Below are 15621 nucleotides of genomic sequence, written 5' to 3' on the forward strand. Positions count from 1 at the left end.
GCGGAAGTTCTCCTTCACAGGGGCGGGGTGGGATGTCCCCATGGAAACGGAGCCGGACCGCGGGCGGCAACGCATGACCCGCGGCAGAGCGGGATGTGCCGTCACGGCATGTCAGAGAGGGTATCTCAGGGAAAATTCAGGCGGATTGTGACGGGGCTGCCCCCGGTGTCGGCCGGTTACGGGGTCGGCCCCTGGAACGGTCGGCGACGGTTTGTCAAGACTTCCATTCACGCTCATCCGATGGTTCCGGACGGGTGCCGGCCGCCCGATAGTGTCGTCCCTGTTGTAGACAGAGCAGTCTGTTCAGGAGGATGCGCACATGGCAGGAAGACCCGGCACGGGCACGGTGCTGGCGGGGGTGGGCGTTCTCGCCCTCGTCGCCGTCCTCGTGCTGCCCGGCGGCACCACCGACGACCCCGACGGCGAGGACGTGTCCTCCGGATCCCACCGCCTCAACCTCGTCGCCTACTCGGTGCCCAAGCCCGGCTTCAGCGCCGTCATCCCCGGCTTCCGTGACACCCCCGACGGACAGGACACCGGCTTCGCCGAGTCCTACGGCGCCTCCGGCGACCAGTCCCGGAAAGTCGCCCGCCACGCACCCGCCGACCTGGTGAACTTCTCCCTCGAACCCGACATCACCCGGCTCGTCGATGACGGCCTGGTCGCCGGGGACTGGAAGGACGACGTCCCCGGCGACGAATCCGGCCGGTCCGTGCCCTTCGGCTCGGTCGTCTCCTTCGTCACCCGGCCGGGCAACCCCGAACACCTCGAGAACTGGGACGACCTGCTGGCCCCCGGCATCGAGATCATCACACCGAACCCGGCCTCGTCCGGCTCGGCGAAGTGGAACCTGCTCGCCCCGTACGCCGCCTGGTACTTCCAGGCGCTGAAGGCCAACGGCGGGGACGCCGCCGCGGCCCACGCCACCGCGCTCGACAAGGTCAGCCGGCTGGTCAACGAGCACATCCCGGTGCGCCCCAAGTCCGGCCGCGAGGCGACCAGCGCCTTCGAGCAGGGTCAGGGCGACGTGCTGCTGTCCTACGAGAACGAGGCGATCCTGCTGGCCCGCGACGGCGACGACATCAGCTACCTCAACCCGACGGACACCTTCCGCATCGAGAACCCGGTCGCCGTCGTCACCGGCGACGACACGAAGGCCACCGAATTCCGCGACTACCTGTTCACCCCGGACGCGGAGAAGCGCTGGGCCTCCGAAGGCTTCCGCCCCGGCCCGGACCTGTTCGACCGGGCGGGCAGGACACCCGTCATCGACGCGCTCCCCGCCGACCGGCGCGACGACTTCCGCCCCACGCACAACGTCTGGACCATCGACGACCTCGCCGACCAGTTCCGCACCGTGGCCCCCGACCTCGCGGCGAAGAAGGACGGCTGGGCGCTCGTCGACGCGGTGCTGTTCAGCCGGGCAGCCCCCGGCAGCGGACAACAGGACGGCGCCATCACCCGGATATACGGAGGAGGAGAGTGATGACCCTGACCCTCACCCGGCGCGGCAAAGCCCCGGCAAAGGTATCGGAGACCACGAAGATCGGGATGGGCACCGCGGTCCTCTGGCTGTCCGTCATCGTGCTGCTGCCGCTCATCGCACTGACGACCCAGGCCTTCGACAACGGCTGGTCCGGCTTCTGGGACGCGGTCACCGCCCCCGGCGCACTGGACGCCCTGCGCGTCACCGTCCTCGTCTCCTTCGTCGTGGCGGTCGTCAACGCCGTCACCGGCACCCTGGTCGCCTGGGTCCTGGTCCGGGACAACTTCCCCGGCAAGAAGATCGTGGACGCCGTCATCGACCTGCCGTTCGCGTTGCCCACCATCGTCGCCTCCCTGGTGATGCTCAGCCTCTACGGGCCGGACAGTCCGTTCGGCATCACCATCAACGCGACCCAACCGGCCCTCGTCGTCGCCCTGGCGTTCGTCTGCCTGCCGTTCGTCGTCCGCGCGGTCCAGCCCGTCCTCATCGAACTCGACGAGGACGTCGAGGAGGCCGCGGCCTCGCTCGGGGCGTCCAACGCGACGATCTTCCGCCGGATCGTGCTGCCGGCCGTCATGCCCGCGCTCCTCTCCGGCACCGGACTCGCCTTCGCCCGCGCCCTCGGCGAGTACGGGTCCGTCGTCCTCATCGGCGGCAACATCCCGGGGAAGACCCAGGTCGCCTCCCAGTACATCCAGGAACAGATCGAATCCGACGTGCCGACCGCCGCGGCGGCCGTGTCCGTGGTCCTGCTGGCCCTCACCTTCGTGGTGCTGCTGGTGCTGCGGTTCGTCGGGGAGCGGAAGGACCGGTCATGAAACTGTCGAGAACCACCGTCCTCACGCTCCGCACCCTGGCACTGGTCTGGCTGGCGGTCCTCGTCGCCCTGCCGGTCGGCACGATCCTGTGGCGCACCTTCGAACCCGGCCTCGGCCAGTTCTGGGACTGGATCACCACCCCGGCGGCGATCTCCGCACTGAAGACCTCGCTGATCATCGTCATCGTCACCGTGCCGCTCAACGTCATCTTCGGCATCGTCGTCTCCCTCGGCCTGGTCCGCGGGAAGTTCCCCGGCAAGAGTGTCGTCCAGGCGATCGTCGACCTGCCGTTCTCCGTCTCACCGGTGATCGTCGGCGTCGCGCTGATCATGCTGTGGGGCAGCGGCGGCTGGTTCGGCGGAGTGGAGAACCTCGGCTTCCGGGTGATCTTCGGACTGCCCGGCATGATCCTCGCCACCGTGTTCGTCACCATGCCGTTCATCGTCCGCGAGGTCGAACCGGTGCTTCGCGAGATCGGCACGGACCAGGAGCAGGCCGCGGCCACGCTCGGGGCGTCCCGCTGGCAGACCTTCCGGCGGATCACGCTGCCGTCGATCCGGTGGGGACTGTCGTACGGCATCGCGCTGACCGTCGCCCGCGCCCTCGGCGAATTCGGTGCGGTCATCATGGTCGCCTCCGGCTTCGCCGGCGGCGGGCAGACCCTCACCCTGCTCGTCCACTCCCGCTACATCGACGACCACAACACCTACGGTGCCTATGCGGCAGCGACCCTGCTCATGGCGGTCGCCGTCATCGTCCTCGTCATCATGACCGTCCTGCAGAAGCAGCAGAAGACCGGAAAGAAGTAAGCAGATGACCATCTCCGTCTCCCACGCCGTGAAGACCTACGGGGACTTCCACGCCCTCGACGACGTCTCCATCGACATCCCCGAAGGCTCGCTCACCGCGCTGCTGGGACCGTCGGGTTCCGGCAAGTCGACGCTGCTGCGCACCATCGCCGGCCTCGAACAGCCGGATTCCGGCCAGGTCGTCATCGACGGCCGGGACGTCACCCGGCTGAGCCCCCAGGACCGGGGGATCGGCTTCGTCTTCCAGCACTACGCCGCCTTCAAGCACATGACGGTGCGCGACAACGTCGCCTTCGGCCTGACCGTCCGCAAGCGACCGAAGAAGGAGATCGACGCCCGCGTCGACGAACTTCTCGAGATCGTCGGCCTCGCCGGCTACCAGACCCGCTACCCCTCACAGCTCTCCGGCGGGCAGCGTCAGCGCATGGCCCTGGCCCGGGCGCTCGCCCCGTCGCCCGGCGTCCTGCTGCTCGACGAACCCTTCGGCGCCCTGGACGCCAAGGTCCGCGAGGACCTACGCACCTGGCTGCGGCACATGCACGAGGAGTTCACCGTGACGACTGTCCTGGTCACCCATGACCAGGAGGAGGCGCTCGACGTCGCCGACCGCATCGCCGTGCTCTCCGCCGGACGCATCGAACAGATCGGGGCCCCCTCCGAGCTCTACGACAGCCCGGAGACTCCCTTCGTCCAGGCGTTCCTCGGCCACGTCACGGAACTGGACGGGAAGACCGTGCGGCCCCACGACATCCGGCTGGGACGCAACGCCTCCCCGGAGGTGCACGGCAACGAGATCCCCGCCACCGAGGTTCGGGAGGCGGTCGTCGAGCGCGTCGTGGTGCTCGGCTTCGAGGTGCGCGTCGAGCTGAAGGACGCCGCCACCGGGGCGCCGTTCACCGCGCAGATCACCCGGGGCGACGCGAATGCGCTGGGCCTGTCGGGGGCGAGCGTGGGGGAGACGATCTACGCGCGGGCGACTGAGCTGGCCTAGGGGCGTCGGCCGGTTCACGCTGATCGGAACGGTTCCGGGGCCGGTGGCTACCGGGTAGACAGAGCGGTACAGCAGCCGTCCCCGCAAGAAACCGGAGCAGTGCATGACCACCACCACATCAACCCCGACAGCCGCCGACCACGTCCTCGACCGGGCCCCCGTCCCGGTCGCCGCGGACATCACCGACCTCATCGGGAACACCCCGCTCATCGACCTCACCTCCTTCGTCACCGCCCACGGCGGCACGGCACGCGTCCTCGGCAAGGTCGAGGCCTTCAACCCGCTGTTCAGCGTCAAGGACCGCATCGCCGCGGCCCTCATCAGCCAGGGCGAACAGAGCGGCGAACTCCGACCCGGCAGCCTCATCGTCGACGTCACCAGTGGAAACACCGGGGTCGCCCTCGCCGGAATCGCCGCGGCCCGCGGCTACCGCACCAGGTTCTACCTCGGCGACACGACCAGCCCCACCAAGCGCAGGATCCTCGAGGCACTCGGCGCGGAGATCATCCCCACCGACAACTCCATCTTCCTCGACCCGGAGGGGCTGGAGAAGCTCGTCGCCCGGGCGAAGGAGGAGAACCCGGACGCCTACTTCACCGACCAGCTCGGTAACCCGGTCAACCGCTCGACCCACTACGCCACCACCGGCCCGGAGATCTGGCGGGACACCCACGGCGAAGTCGACGTCCTCGTCGGAGGTGTCGGCACCGGCGGCACCGTCTCCGGCGCCGGGCGCTTCCTCAAGGACCGGAAGCAGGACGTGAAGGTCATCGTCGCCGAACCGGGGGAGAACTCCCTGCCCACCGAGGACAGGATCAACCCGGACGCCGAGATCGACGGCGTCCACAAGGTCGACGGGCTCGACCCGGAACAGCTCCCCCCGAACTACGATCTCACCATCGCCGACGAGGTCATCGCCGTCGAGGCGGCGGACGCCTGGGCCACCGCCCGTGCCGTCCTGAAGGAGACCGGACTGTTCGTCGGCGCCTCCGCCGGGGCGTCCGTCACCGTCGCCACCCGACTCGCCGCCCGCCCCGAGTTCGCGGAGGCGACCATCGTCGTGGTCCTGCCGGACTCCGGGGAGCGCTACCTCAGCGCCGGCGTCTTCGACGAGCCGGTCGCCTGACCCCGGCTCACCCCTCGAGCACCCGCCCGATCTTCACCACCTGCTCGGTGAGGACCGCGGCGGGTGTCGCGTGGTTGAGACGGAACCAGCCCCGGAAGTCACGCCCGCAGCGGCGACCGTCGGTGCCCGCCACCCCGGCCTGCCGCCGCAGGAGATTCTCCACACTGCCGCGCACCCCGTAGTCCCGCAGGTCGAGAAAATCGAGGTAGGTCCCCTGGGGCGGCAGGAAACGGGCGCGGGGGAGATACTCGGCGACCAGGTCGACCAGCAGGTCACGGTGGCCCTGCAGGTGGGTGACGAGGGCGTCCAGCCAGTCCCGCCCGTCGTCGTAGGCCGCGATGGTGGCCTCCACCCCGAGATGCCCGACCGCGTGCCCCACCCAGGTCCCCTCCTTCCGCCAGACGGCGGCGTCCGGTCCGGAGAACACGGTCTGTGAGCATGTCAGGCCCGGTATGTTCCAACCCTTCGACGCCGAGGTCGCCGTCACCGTGTGCGCCGCGGCCGTGTCCGACAGTGAAGCGTAAGGGACATGGCGGCGTCCGTCGTAGATGAGAGGCGCGTGGACCTCGTCGGCCCACACCCTGCCACCGTGACGGTCCACGATCTCCACCAGTGGCGCCAACTGACTCCGGGTGAAGACAGTACCGGTGGGATTCGCCGGGTTGACGAGGATGAGGACGGACGCCCCGTTCCGGAACGCGTCCGCGATGCCGTCGAGGTCCAGGTTCCAGGTCTCCTGCCCGTCCGCTGTCGTGTGGACCACCGGAACCTCGATGATCTCCCGCCGGTGGTCACGCAGCAGGTGGAAGAACGGCATGTAGGTCGGGGTGGGGACGACCACCGCCCCGGGGCCGGCGAGGTGGTCGAGCGTGAATTCCAGCGAGCTCAGCACCTCCGGCAGCGCGCCGATGTCCGCCGGGTCGACCGCCCAGTCGTGCCGGTCGGCGAGGAAGCGGGCGGTGGCTTCCGCGAGCTCGGCCTTCCGCGCCAGGGTGGTGTACCCGAAATCCAGGTTGTCGACCCTGGACTGTACGGCGTCCAGCACCGCGGGAGCGGTGCCGAAATCGCTCTCCGCGACGAAGGTCCCGATACTGCCGGGGAAGGTGGCCCACTTGGAACCGCCGCGGGCGCGCAGCTCATCGACAGTGAGGGCCTCAGCGGCGGCGAAACCGGTGGTGAAGTCGGTCATTGCTCCACGGTAGGAACCGCACCCGTGGTGTCGCGAGGGAACGGTTCACCGGGAATACCGGGGATCCGCCGCGGTGACCGGTCACCGCCGCAACGGCAGCGGCCGGAACGGGCGGTCGTCGACGGTTGCTGTGCCGGTTGCGCCGGTTGCGCCGCCGCCGAGCCGGACCGTCAGGTCGACCGGTACCGGTACCGGCCCACCGCCGCACACCCCGGACTCGTCGACGATGAGCCGGCAGCGCTGCGGGTGCCAGGCCGACCGCCAGACATCCTCCCACCCGGCGGTACCGGTCGGGATCTCGGCGACATCCGCCCCGCGGCGTCCGGTCGCCGACCAGGTCCGGGCGAGTGCGGCGGCACCGGTGCCGGTGACCAGGACCGTCGCGCCGGGCGGCAGGTTCACGCCGATCGTCCGGTCCGCCTCGTCGGTCCCGAGGATCCAGCCGGGCAGTGCCACCGCCGCCACTGCCGCCGTGTCGGCAGGGACTGCATGCAGTCCGGCGGGTACCCCGTCGACGGGCCGGGCGAGTAGACCGCACCCCGCCGCGGCGAACGGGATCCGCCGCAGCAGGTGGCCGGGCACCCCGATCAGCACCCGCCGCCGGACGCCCGGCTGGTGCAGGGCGGCGAAACCGACATAGGACCTGGCCGCGGGATCGGCGGGGCGGGGGACCGGGGCGGTGGCGACGGCCAGTGCGGCCGGATCCGGCAACCCCAGCCCGGCGGCGAGCCGGGTGCACGTCCCGGTGTCCAGCACCACCGGATCCGGTGGGGCACCGGTGAGACGGACATGCGGCGGGTGGACCTCGACCCAGACCGTCCCGCCGGCCGCAGCACCAGACGGCCGCGCACCGGCCGTCCGCCACTGCAGGTACCCCGCACCCGCCCCCGTCGCCACCGCCACCGCGCCCGCGACCACCCCGCCGATCATCCCAACCAGTCCCTCCCGGTAGATCTATCGCTTCCGGAGTCTCTCCACCCCGTTTTCAGCCCGGACCCGCCCCGGATATGTTTGGATGGGAACACTACAACACGGGGACAGGCTTTTCGGGGGAACAGTGAGAACAACAGGGATCCAGGTGTCCGGCCACGCCTTTCTGCGGCGCCGGCTCGAACTCGCCCTCGTCACCGGGGACGCCCGCATGGCGCAGGACCCGCTGCGCACCCAGCGCAGATCGGTCGGGGTCGGCGTGCTCATCGCCCTGCTCGTCGCCGGGGGCATGGCGGTCCTCGCGCTGCTGCGTCCGCAACCGGCGATCGGGGACGCCGACCTCGTCGCCGACGAATCCGGGGCCCTGCACGTCCGCCTCGACGATGTCTTCCACCCGGTCACCAACATCGCCTCGGCCCGCCTGCTGCTCGGCACCGCGGCCGAGGTCACCGGGACGACCGGCGACCGGCTCGCCGGATTCCCCGCCGGGCCACCGGTCGGGATCCCGCAGGCCCCGGGGCTCGTCCCCGCGGACCCTGACGCCGCCGCAGCCTGGGCCCTGTGCCCGACCACGGTCCTCGCCACCGACGCGCTGCCGGACGCCGGCCCCCAGGTCCTCGCCGCAGGACCCGACCACTGGCTCGTCGTCGACGGACAGCGGCTCCGGGTGCCGGACGCCGGTCCCCGCGTCGCCCGGGCACTCGGGGCGACGCCGGTGGAGCTGCCCGGGGACGTGGCGGACCGGATGGTCCGGGTCCTCGACCGGGGCCCCGATGTCGCTCTGCCCGCCGGGCCGTCGGGCCTGCCCGGCGAGTTCGCCGAACAGGGACGTCTGGTGACCGCGGGGGACCGCACGTTCGTCGTCGCCGGCGGCGGACTGGCCGAGGTGACCGGGGCGCGCCGGGCGGTGGCGGAGGCCCTGGCCCGGGAGGCACCGGTGGCGACGGACCTCACCCGGGTACTGTCGGTCCCCGGCTCGGAGGTGCTGACCCAGGTGCCCGTCGACCTGACGGTCCGGGAGATCGAGCGGCCCTGCGTCGGCGGGACGCTGGTCGACGGTGGTGCGGAAGAGGTCGGTGGCACGGCCGGCGGTGCAGCCGGCGGCCGGTACACCGGCCCACGGGGGACGGTGGCCCTGGTGACCGAGCGGGGACTGGTGCTCGTCAGCGAATCCGGAATCCGCTACTCGGTGGGGTCGGCGGAGGATCTCGCCGCGCTGGGGGTGCTTGACGAGGACCAGCTGCCCGTGTCCGTGCCGTGGCGGGTGATCGAACCGCTGCCCGACGGTGGGGAACTGTCGGTGGAGCGGGCTCGACGGACCGCGGACGTGGCCTGACGCCGGACGGTCACTGTGCCCGGCCGGGTCAGCGGTGTCGGCCGGGGCGGCACAGCACCGCCGTACCCAGGACCGCGGCCAGCACCACCGCCCCGAGGACCAGCGGCAGCCGCAGGTCCGGCCGTCCGGGGGAGGCCCGGACCACCGGGACAGCGTCCGGCCACGGGGCGTCCCGCGGCCGGGGGACCGGCGGACCGTCGAGCGCCGCGGCGACGGCCGCCGCCGGATCCACCACCGGGGCCGGCCCGGGTTGTGCTGTCGCAAGGAGCAGGTCACGGACCTCGGCCGGCCCCAGCTCCGGCCGGACCTGCCACACCAGGGCCGCGGCCGCGGACACGACCGGGGCGGCGAAACTCGTGCCGGTGAACGGTCCGGGGGACCCGACGACGGTCAGCTCGCCGGCACCGTCGGCGTCGCCACCGAGGACCGTGGAGACCGGGCCGCCCGGGGCATGCAGGTCGACCCAGGGGCCGGTGACGCTGTAGTCCGCGACCTGCCGGCCGGCGCGGAGTTCGGCGACCGAGGTGGCGTCCGGTGTGCGCGGGTCGACCGCGCCGACGGTGAGCACCTGCGGCAGGGACGCCGGGAACGGTGCCTGGCCGTCGCCGCACTGTCCGGTGTTGCCCGCCGACGCGACCATGAGCACCCCGGCCGCGGTCACCTCGTCGACCGCGTGGCGCAGTTCGGCGGTGTCCTCGCAGGCGACCAGGGACATGTTGACGATCCGGAGGCCGTCGCGGCGGCCGGCCTCCGCGGCGTCCTCGAGTGCGGTGACGAGGTCGGCGACCGTGCCACGGACGGGGTCCTGGCGGACGGAGCGGATCCCGGCGTCCGGGGCGACGGTGCGCAGCACCCCGGCGACGGCGGTGCCGTGCAGGACGCAGCTGTCCCGGTCACCGGTGGCGCCGGGGACGGCGACACCGGTGTCGATGAGCAGGACCGGGACACCTGCCCCCGTCGACAACCGGTGGGGCAGCGGGACATCGACCGGGAGTGGTTCCCCGGTGACCGGGGTGTCGCAGCGGGACTGGGCCGCGGCCGTACCCGCCGTGGTGCCGGCGCCGGTGACGGTGGCGCCGGCGAGCCCCAGCAGGAGCGTGACGGTCAGCGGCACGGTGACGCGCCGGCTCACAGCCCGATCCCCCGGAGCAGTCCGTAGACCCCGGTGGTGCCGGCGAGCAGCGGCACCGCCAGGGCGAACCCCGCCGACTCGGCCCAGTCCAGGACCCGGCCGACGGTCGGGGAAGTGATCCGGACCAGCGGCAGGAGCACCGGGAGGACCGCGGTCACCGGCCAGAACCCGGGCAGGTGGAGGGCGAGCCAGATCAGAGCACCGACCGCGGTGAGTGCGGTGGCGGTGGCGTGCACCGGCCGACAGCCGCGGCCGGACAGACCCACCGCCACAGCGGCCGCGGTGACCGCACCCACCGTCAGTAACGGCAGCGACCCCGGTACGGTGCCCGCCGGCACGAGCTGTACCACCCCGGCCGCCATCACGGTGCACAGGGCGGGGACGAGGGCGGTGTGCCGCCGGCGGGCGCGGTCGGCACCGGCGGTGATCTCGTCGGCCGGCCGGTCGACCGGTGGGGCGAACAGTCCGGTCGCGGGAATACGCGGCACCGGAACCCGGGCGAGCGCGACGGCCAGCTGCCCGGACCAGGTCAGGGCGGCGACCGCGGCGAGCACGGTGAGCCCCGGCCACAGGTTCACCGCCGCGGCGACCGCCAGGGTGACGGTCACGGTCCGGCAGGCTCCCCGCCGCCACACCAGCAGGGCGGCGGCGACACACCCGGTGAGGACCGAGACCGGCAGCCCGGCGGCGAGACCGAGTGTCGCGGCGAGCGGGGTGAACCGGCGGTCGTGGAGGGAGCACACCGCGCAGACCAGGCCGGCCACGGCGGTGGCGACGGTCACCGGGGCGGCGGCGGACAGGGCGTCCCGGGCCGCGGCGTCCGGCAGGTCGACGGGGGACCACCGCAGTCCACCGGCGGTGACGGCGGTGACCACCGCCACCACCGCCAGGGCGGCGGCGGTGGCGAGGGCGACGACCGGGACCGCGGGGGACTCCGCGACCGGCCCACTGAGGTCCCCGACCTCGTCGACCGGCGGCGCGGGCACCGTGTCGCGCGCCAGGGTGAGACGTTCCCCGGGGCGGACGCCGGCCTCACTGAGCGAATGCTCGGGGCGGACCACCCCCGCCGGTCCGGTGAGGCGCCACAGGTCGCCGGGCGCGGCGTCCACGAGGTGCGGGATGAGTTCGGCGACGGGCACCGTGTCGGACACGGCCGCCTCGATGAGGCGTCCGGTGTCGGGCACGGAGATACTGACGGCAAGCACGGTCGGGTGGTCCCCTCCAGGTCACGACCGTCTCCCCCTGATGTCGACGGTACTGTGGCTCCGACTCTAGCGGAAGATCGGTAGTTTCTGCACAGAATGCGGATTGTCGCGCTACAGTGGCCGCAACGAACCGTCACCGAGGGGGTGCGCGGTCGACGGGGATCCGAGGGGGATACCAGTGCAGTCCCAGCCGCCACCGGCGCTGCCGAAGAACAGACAGCCGTTTCTCCGGCTGCTCATGCCCGCCGTCATGCTCGTCGCCGTGCTCGGGATGGTCGCCGTCATGGTGCTGTCCGGGATGGGCCGTAGTCCGATGGCCTTCATGTTCCCGCTGATGATGGTGGGCAGCATGGCCATGATGTTCCAGTCGGGCGGACAGGACGTCGACGAGATCCGCCGGAGCTTCCACCGGCATCTGGACGCCCTGGCCGACAGTCTGCGCCGCACCCGGGCGGACCAGCTGGACGCGGCCGGCCGGATCCACCCGGCACCGGGGGCACTGTGGACGCTGGCGGCGGACGGGTCGGACGCCCCACCCGGGGTGGTGCGGATCGGCACCGCCGTGCAGGCCCCGGAGGAACCCCTGGTCGTCCCGGTCGACGGGCCGCCGGAGGACCTGGAACCGGTGTGCGCGATGGGACTGCGGGACCTGGCGCTGCACTCGGCGACCATCGAGGCTCCGGTCGCGGTCGACCTGCGGGAGTTCCCGTGGGTGGCGGTCACCGGCGCCGGGGCGTCCGGCCTCGTGCGGGCGATGCAGGGGCAGCTGGTGCTGCAGGATCCCGCCGCGGTGACCGTCGAAGGCCCCCACGACCGGTGGCTCAGCCATCACGGACCGCTGCGGGTCCGCTTCGTCGACGGCGGACTGCCCGGCAGTGCCGGAGCGGCCGGGGAAGCCGGGGACGCCGGGGACGCGGTGACCGTCGTCGCCGGTCCCGATGAGGCCACCGCCGGGCTCGCCCGCGCCCGTGGCCTGCTGCTGCGCGCCGAGAACGGCCTGCTCGCCGCCTGGACCGTCGACGGCTGGCGCGATTTCGGCACCGCTGACCACCTCAGCGACGTCGAACTCGGCATGCTCTGCCGGGCCCGGGCGAGCGACCGGACCGCGACCTCGCTGCTCGACCTGCCCGGTGGCGGGCTGCGTGCACCGGTCGGGACGGACCCGGCGCCGGTGTACCTCGACATCAGGGAGGCGGCGAAGGGCGGCATCGGCCCCCACGGCCTGTGCGTCGGCGCCACCGGATCGGGGAAGAGTGAACTTCTGCGCACGATCGTCACCAGCTTCGCCCACCACCACAGCCCCGATGACCTGAACTTCATCCTCGTCGACTTCAAGGGCGGGGCGGCCTTCGCCGGGATGGAACGGCTGGCGCACACCTCGGCGGTGATCACGAACCTGTCGGAGGAGGCGGTCCTCGTCGACCGGATGCAGGATTCGCTGCTCGGCGAGATGCACCGCCGCCAGGAGCGGCTCCGGGCGGCCGGACACACCAGTGCCACGGACTTCAACGCCGCGCACCCCGGCGACATGCCGTCACTGTTCATCATCGTCGACGAATTCTCCGAGCTGCTGCACGCCCGCCCGGAATTCGCGGACGTCTTCGCCGCCGTCGGACGCCTCGGCCGGAGTCTCGGCATGCACCTGCTGCTCGCCTCACAACGGCTCGAGGAGGGGCGACTGCGCGGGCTGGAATCGCACCTGAGCTACCGGATCGCGCTGCGGACCTTCTCGGCGGTGGAGTCCCGCGCCCTCATCGGGACCACCGAGGCCCACGAACTGCCCGCCGCGCCGGGGGCGGCGATCCTCGCCGAAGCCTCCGGTGGGGACGGCGGGCGGACCAGATTCCAGGCCGCCTACGTCTCCGGTCCCGAACACCCGGCGGACCGACGGCTCATCCGGGAGCTCGGCCGGCCGCCGGCCGCGACGGGGACGACCACCGACATCGTCCTCGACCGGGCGGCGGGGCCGAACCGGAATCCGGTGTGGCTGCCCCCGCTGCCCGCCGTCCTCCCCGCCAGCGACCTGCTGGGGTCGGCGGACTCCGTCACCCCGCTGACGGTGCCGCTCGGCCTGGAGGACCTGCCGTTCGACGGTGTGCAACGGCCGTTCACCCTCGACCTGCGCCGCCGGCACTGGGCGCTGGTCGGCGCGCCGGGCACCGGGAAGACCACCGCCGTGCGGGCCCTGGTCGTGGGGCTCGCCCTGCGCTCCCCGGGGGTCGCGGTGTACGTCATCGACCCCGGTGGTGGGCTGGCGGACCTGGCACGGCTGCCGCAGGTCGCCGCGGTGGTGACCACCGACCTGCTGGACCGGGTGCTCGACGAGCTCGAACAGGACGCCCCCGCCCACCGGGTCCTCGTCGTCGACGGTCTGGACGCGGTGGGGGAGGCGGACCGTCGGCTCGCCACCCTGGCCGCCGGCGGCCTCGGCCGCGGTGTGCACGTGGTGGTCACCGCCCAACGCTGGACCTTCCGCCCGAGCCTGAAAGACCTGCTCGGTGGACACGTGGAACTGCGTATGACGCCCGCGGACGCCGACTTCCGCGACGCCCAACGCACCCTCCCGGACCTGCCCGGCCGGGGCGTGTCCCCCGACGGGAAGCATCTGCAGGTCATCGCCGCTACCCCGCAGGACACCGAACACGCCCGCCGGGTCAGCGTGGCCCGGGACGAACCCGACCGTCGGCTGCGTCTGCTGCCGGAACGGGTGACACTGGCTGAACTGGTTGAGTCGCAGGTACCGGGGACCGGGGCGGCGTCCGGAATCCTGCTGGGCGTCGGCGGTCCCACGCTGGGGCCGTTGAGCTGGGACCCGCGGCGTCTGCCGCACCTCACGGTCGTCGGGCAGGCCCGGTCGGGGGTGACCACGGCACTGCGGACCGTCATCGCCGCGGTCACGGCTGGGCAGGACGGGTCGGCCGGGGCCGGCGCTCCGGTGATCCTGGCGTGCGATGCTCGCCGCGGCCTGCTGGGCTGCCCCGGCTACCGCTCACTGACCGGATTCACCGGGGAGATCGAGCGGTGGCTGACTGTCCTCGGCGCCCGTATCCCGTCGGACGCCGCGGCGCTGACGCCGCAGATGCTGCGCGACCGCAGCTGGTGGGAGGGACCGGAGGTCGTGGTCGTCGTCGATGACCTGGACCATTCGGCTGACCTTGCGGCGGTGGTGGACCGGCTGGTGCCGCTGCTGCCGCACGCCGCGGACATCGGCCTGCACCTGGTCACCGGACGCCGCAGTGCGGCCATGACGCGCAGTGCCTTCACCCCGCTGCTGCAGGGGGTACGGGACCAGACCGGATGGGTGCTGCTGTCCGCACCGCGGGAGGACGGGCCGGTTGCCGGACAACCGCTCGGGCCACGACCACCGGGACGCGGCCTGCTGGTGCAGGGCGATGCGGTGGAGATCCAGGTCGCGGTGGCCGACAGTGCCGACAGTGCCGACAGTGCCGACAGAGTGTCGGGAGAGGGGAGCACGCTATGACAGGGATGGTGGCCGGTGCGGTCGGGCTGGTGGAATCCGGGGTGCTCGTCCACGGCGCCGGCGGGATGACCGTGACCGATCTGCTCAGCGGCTTCTCGGTGACCGGGGAACCGCCGACGGCGGCGGACCCGGTGCCCTACCGGGACAGTGACGTGTCCCTGGTGCGTCTGGAGGCGGTGCGCGAACTCGTCGAGGAAGTGCTCGCGGAACGGGCACGGGACCCCGAACTGACCAGTGCGAATCCGGTGGTGCCCCGGACGACGTTCCCGTGGGGTGTGGACTCACCGCGTTCCGACGTCCTGGTCGCCGGCCCGGACGCCCCGGTCGTCGCCGGCTATCTCCGGACGGCCGGACTGCGCGCCCGCACGGTGGATGTGGATGCGGCGCTGCGGATCGCCGGGGACCTGGAGTCCGCCCGACTCGACCTCGGGGCGCAGGACGGTCCATCGGAGATACCGGAACCATCGGTCGGGGACCGGGGAACCGGCCGCGCCGGGAGCCGGCTGCCGACCGTAGGGGCTGTATCGGCTGTGTCGGCTGTGCTGGCTGTGCTGCTGGTGGCCGGCGGCCTCGGTGCCGCGCTGCTGGCCCGCGGAGGTGGGTCCGGGGGCGGGGGTGCCGTCGCCGCGGGTACCCCCGCAGCCCCGTCGCCGGTCCCGACCTCGACCTCCCCGAGCTCCTCGCGCCCTCCGGTTCCACCGGCGCCGTCGGCCTCTGCGGCGCCCCCGGCCCCGGTGCCGGCGTCCCGGGCTGCGACGCCGGTCCGGGTCGACGTCCCGGGATGGCGGCTCAGCGGATCCGATGAACGGCGGGAGATCTGGGAGTCCGACGATCCGGCGGTCCGGGTGCTCGTCGCCGCCGTGGAAACCCCACTGACCAGCCAGGACGAACTCGACCGCCGGATGCTCGACAAACTCGGGGAGGTCCCCGACGTGCGGGTGCTCTCCCCGGGCCCGGTCGACTACGAGGAGAGCTACCCCGGCTCCACCACGCGATGGCAGGTCAGGCTCGTCGACGGTCACCAGGTCTCGGTGGGCTGCCAGTACCGCGAGTACTCGAGCGAACGGCTCGCCGCCTGCGACCGGTTCGTGGCCACCGCCCGGGTGGGGTGAACGGGG

Annotated in this window: 12 protein-coding genes; 8 read left to right on the plus strand and 4 right to left on the minus strand. The window is 72.5% G+C overall.

The genetic code is table 11. From position 1 onward, the window contains the following. Positions 1-319: 319 nt before the first annotated feature. From FSW06_RS13055 to FSW06_RS13075, 5 genes are all read left to right on the plus strand, one after another. On the plus strand, positions 320-1486 hold the full coding sequence (locus tag FSW06_RS13055; protein WP_040429994.1) for an extracellular solute-binding protein: 1167 nt from the start codon (positions 320-322) through the stop codon (positions 1484-1486). Beyond that, the gene (gene cysT, locus FSW06_RS13060; RefSeq protein ID WP_010119893.1) at positions 1486-2304 is read left to right on the plus strand and encodes a sulfate ABC transporter permease subunit CysT; all 819 of its coding nucleotides are present in this window, start codon (positions 1486-1488) and stop codon (positions 2302-2304) included. Before FSW06_RS13055 ends, cysT begins: the two co-directional genes overlap by 1 nt. After that, a complete protein-coding gene (locus tag FSW06_RS13065; protein WP_010119891.1) occupies positions 2301-3113 on the plus strand; it encodes a sulfate ABC transporter permease in 813 nt (270 codons plus the stop codon). Before cysT ends, FSW06_RS13065 begins: the two co-directional genes overlap by 4 nt. 4 nt (positions 3114-3117) lie before the next feature. Continuing rightward, positions 3118-4104 (plus strand): sulfate/molybdate ABC transporter ATP-binding protein, encoded by a 987-nt coding sequence (locus FSW06_RS13070; RefSeq protein WP_010119890.1) that lies wholly within the window; start codon positions 3118-3120, stop codon positions 4102-4104. 103 nt (positions 4105-4207) lie between these two features. Beyond that, a complete protein-coding gene (locus tag FSW06_RS13075) occupies positions 4208-5230 on the plus strand; it encodes a PLP-dependent cysteine synthase family protein (RefSeq protein WP_010119888.1) in 1023 nt (340 codons plus the stop codon). 7 nt (positions 5231-5237) lie between these two features. Here FSW06_RS13075 and FSW06_RS13080 read toward each other — a convergent pair whose 3' ends face one another. Both FSW06_RS13080 and FSW06_RS13085 read right to left on the minus strand, forming a co-directional pair. Further along, the gene (locus FSW06_RS13080) at positions 5238-6419 is read right to left on the minus strand and encodes a MalY/PatB family protein (RefSeq protein ID WP_010119886.1); all 1182 of its coding nucleotides are present in this window, start codon (positions 6417-6419) and stop codon (positions 5238-5240) included. Positions 6420-6500: 81 nt separating this feature from the next. After that, positions 6501-7349 carry a hypothetical protein gene (locus tag FSW06_RS13085; protein WP_010119884.1) on the minus strand — a complete coding sequence of 283 codons (849 nt, stop codon included), beginning with the start codon at positions 7347-7349 and terminating at the stop codon, positions 6501-6503. A 127-nt stretch (positions 7350-7476) separates the two neighbouring features. On the opposite strand from FSW06_RS13085, the gene eccB reads away from it, so the two are divergent. After that, the gene (gene eccB, locus FSW06_RS14995) at positions 7477-8685 is read left to right on the plus strand and encodes a type VII secretion protein EccB (protein ID WP_029449279.1); all 1209 of its coding nucleotides are present in this window, start codon (positions 7477-7479) and stop codon (positions 8683-8685) included. Positions 8686-8713: 28 nt separating this feature from the next. Here the strand turns inward: eccB and FSW06_RS13095 are convergent, their stop codons facing one another. Together FSW06_RS13095 and FSW06_RS13100 are read right to left on the minus strand one after the other, a co-directional pair. After that, a complete protein-coding gene (locus FSW06_RS13095; protein WP_010119881.1) occupies positions 8714-9817 on the minus strand; it encodes a S8 family peptidase in 1104 nt (367 codons plus the stop codon). After that, entirely contained in the window at positions 9814-11022 is a 1209-nt protein-coding gene (locus tag FSW06_RS13100) for an EsaB/YukD family protein (protein WP_010119879.1), read from the minus strand. The genes FSW06_RS13095 and FSW06_RS13100 overlap by 4 nt, the downstream gene beginning before the upstream one ends. A 178-nt stretch (positions 11023-11200) precedes the next feature. Here FSW06_RS13100 and FSW06_RS13105 point away from each other — a divergent pair, with 178 nt between their 5' ends. Together FSW06_RS13105 and FSW06_RS13110 are read left to right on the plus strand one after the other, a co-directional pair. Then, positions 11201-14503 (plus strand): FtsK/SpoIIIE domain-containing protein, encoded by a 3303-nt coding sequence (locus FSW06_RS13105; protein WP_010119877.1) that lies wholly within the window; start codon positions 11201-11203, stop codon positions 14501-14503. Next, positions 14500-15615 (plus strand): type VII secretion-associated protein, encoded by a 1116-nt coding sequence (locus FSW06_RS13110; protein WP_238525940.1) that lies wholly within the window; start codon positions 14500-14502, stop codon positions 15613-15615. Before FSW06_RS13105 ends, FSW06_RS13110 begins: the two co-directional genes overlap by 4 nt. The last annotated feature ends 6 nt before the right edge of the window (positions 15616-15621 follow it).

The sequence above is a fragment of the Corynebacterium nuruki S6-4 genome (assembly GCF_007970465.1).
In the GTDB taxonomy this organism is placed as follows: Bacteria; Actinomycetota; Actinomycetes; order Mycobacteriales; family Mycobacteriaceae; genus Corynebacterium; species Corynebacterium nuruki.

What these genes read in the sequence shown, in the direction of transcription:
- FSW06_RS13080 (WP_010119886.1), bottom strand. Translation starts at nt 6,419, where the DNA reads ATGACCGACTTCACCACCGGTTTCGCCGCCGCTGAGGCCCTCACTGTC.
- FSW06_RS13055 (WP_040429994.1), top strand. Translation starts at nt 320, where the DNA reads ATGGCAGGAAGACCCGGCACGGGCACGGTGCTGGCGGGGGTGGGCGTT.
- FSW06_RS13065 (WP_010119891.1), top strand. Translation starts at nt 2,301, where the DNA reads ATGAAACTGTCGAGAACCACCGTCCTCACGCTCCGCACCCTGGCACTG.
- cysT (WP_010119893.1), top strand. Translation starts at nt 1,486, where the DNA reads ATGACCCTGACCCTCACCCGGCGCGGCAAAGCCCCGGCAAAGGTATCG.
- FSW06_RS13075 (WP_010119888.1), top strand. Translation starts at nt 4,208, where the DNA reads ATGACCACCACCACATCAACCCCGACAGCCGCCGACCACGTCCTCGAC.
- FSW06_RS13085 (WP_010119884.1), bottom strand. Translation starts at nt 7,349, where the DNA reads ATGATCGGCGGGGTGGTCGCGGGCGCGGTGGCGGTGGCGACGGGGGCG.
- FSW06_RS13110 (WP_238525940.1), top strand. Translation starts at nt 14,500, where the DNA reads ATGACAGGGATGGTGGCCGGTGCGGTCGGGCTGGTGGAATCCGGGGTG.
- FSW06_RS13070 (WP_010119890.1), top strand. Translation starts at nt 3,118, where the DNA reads ATGACCATCTCCGTCTCCCACGCCGTGAAGACCTACGGGGACTTCCAC.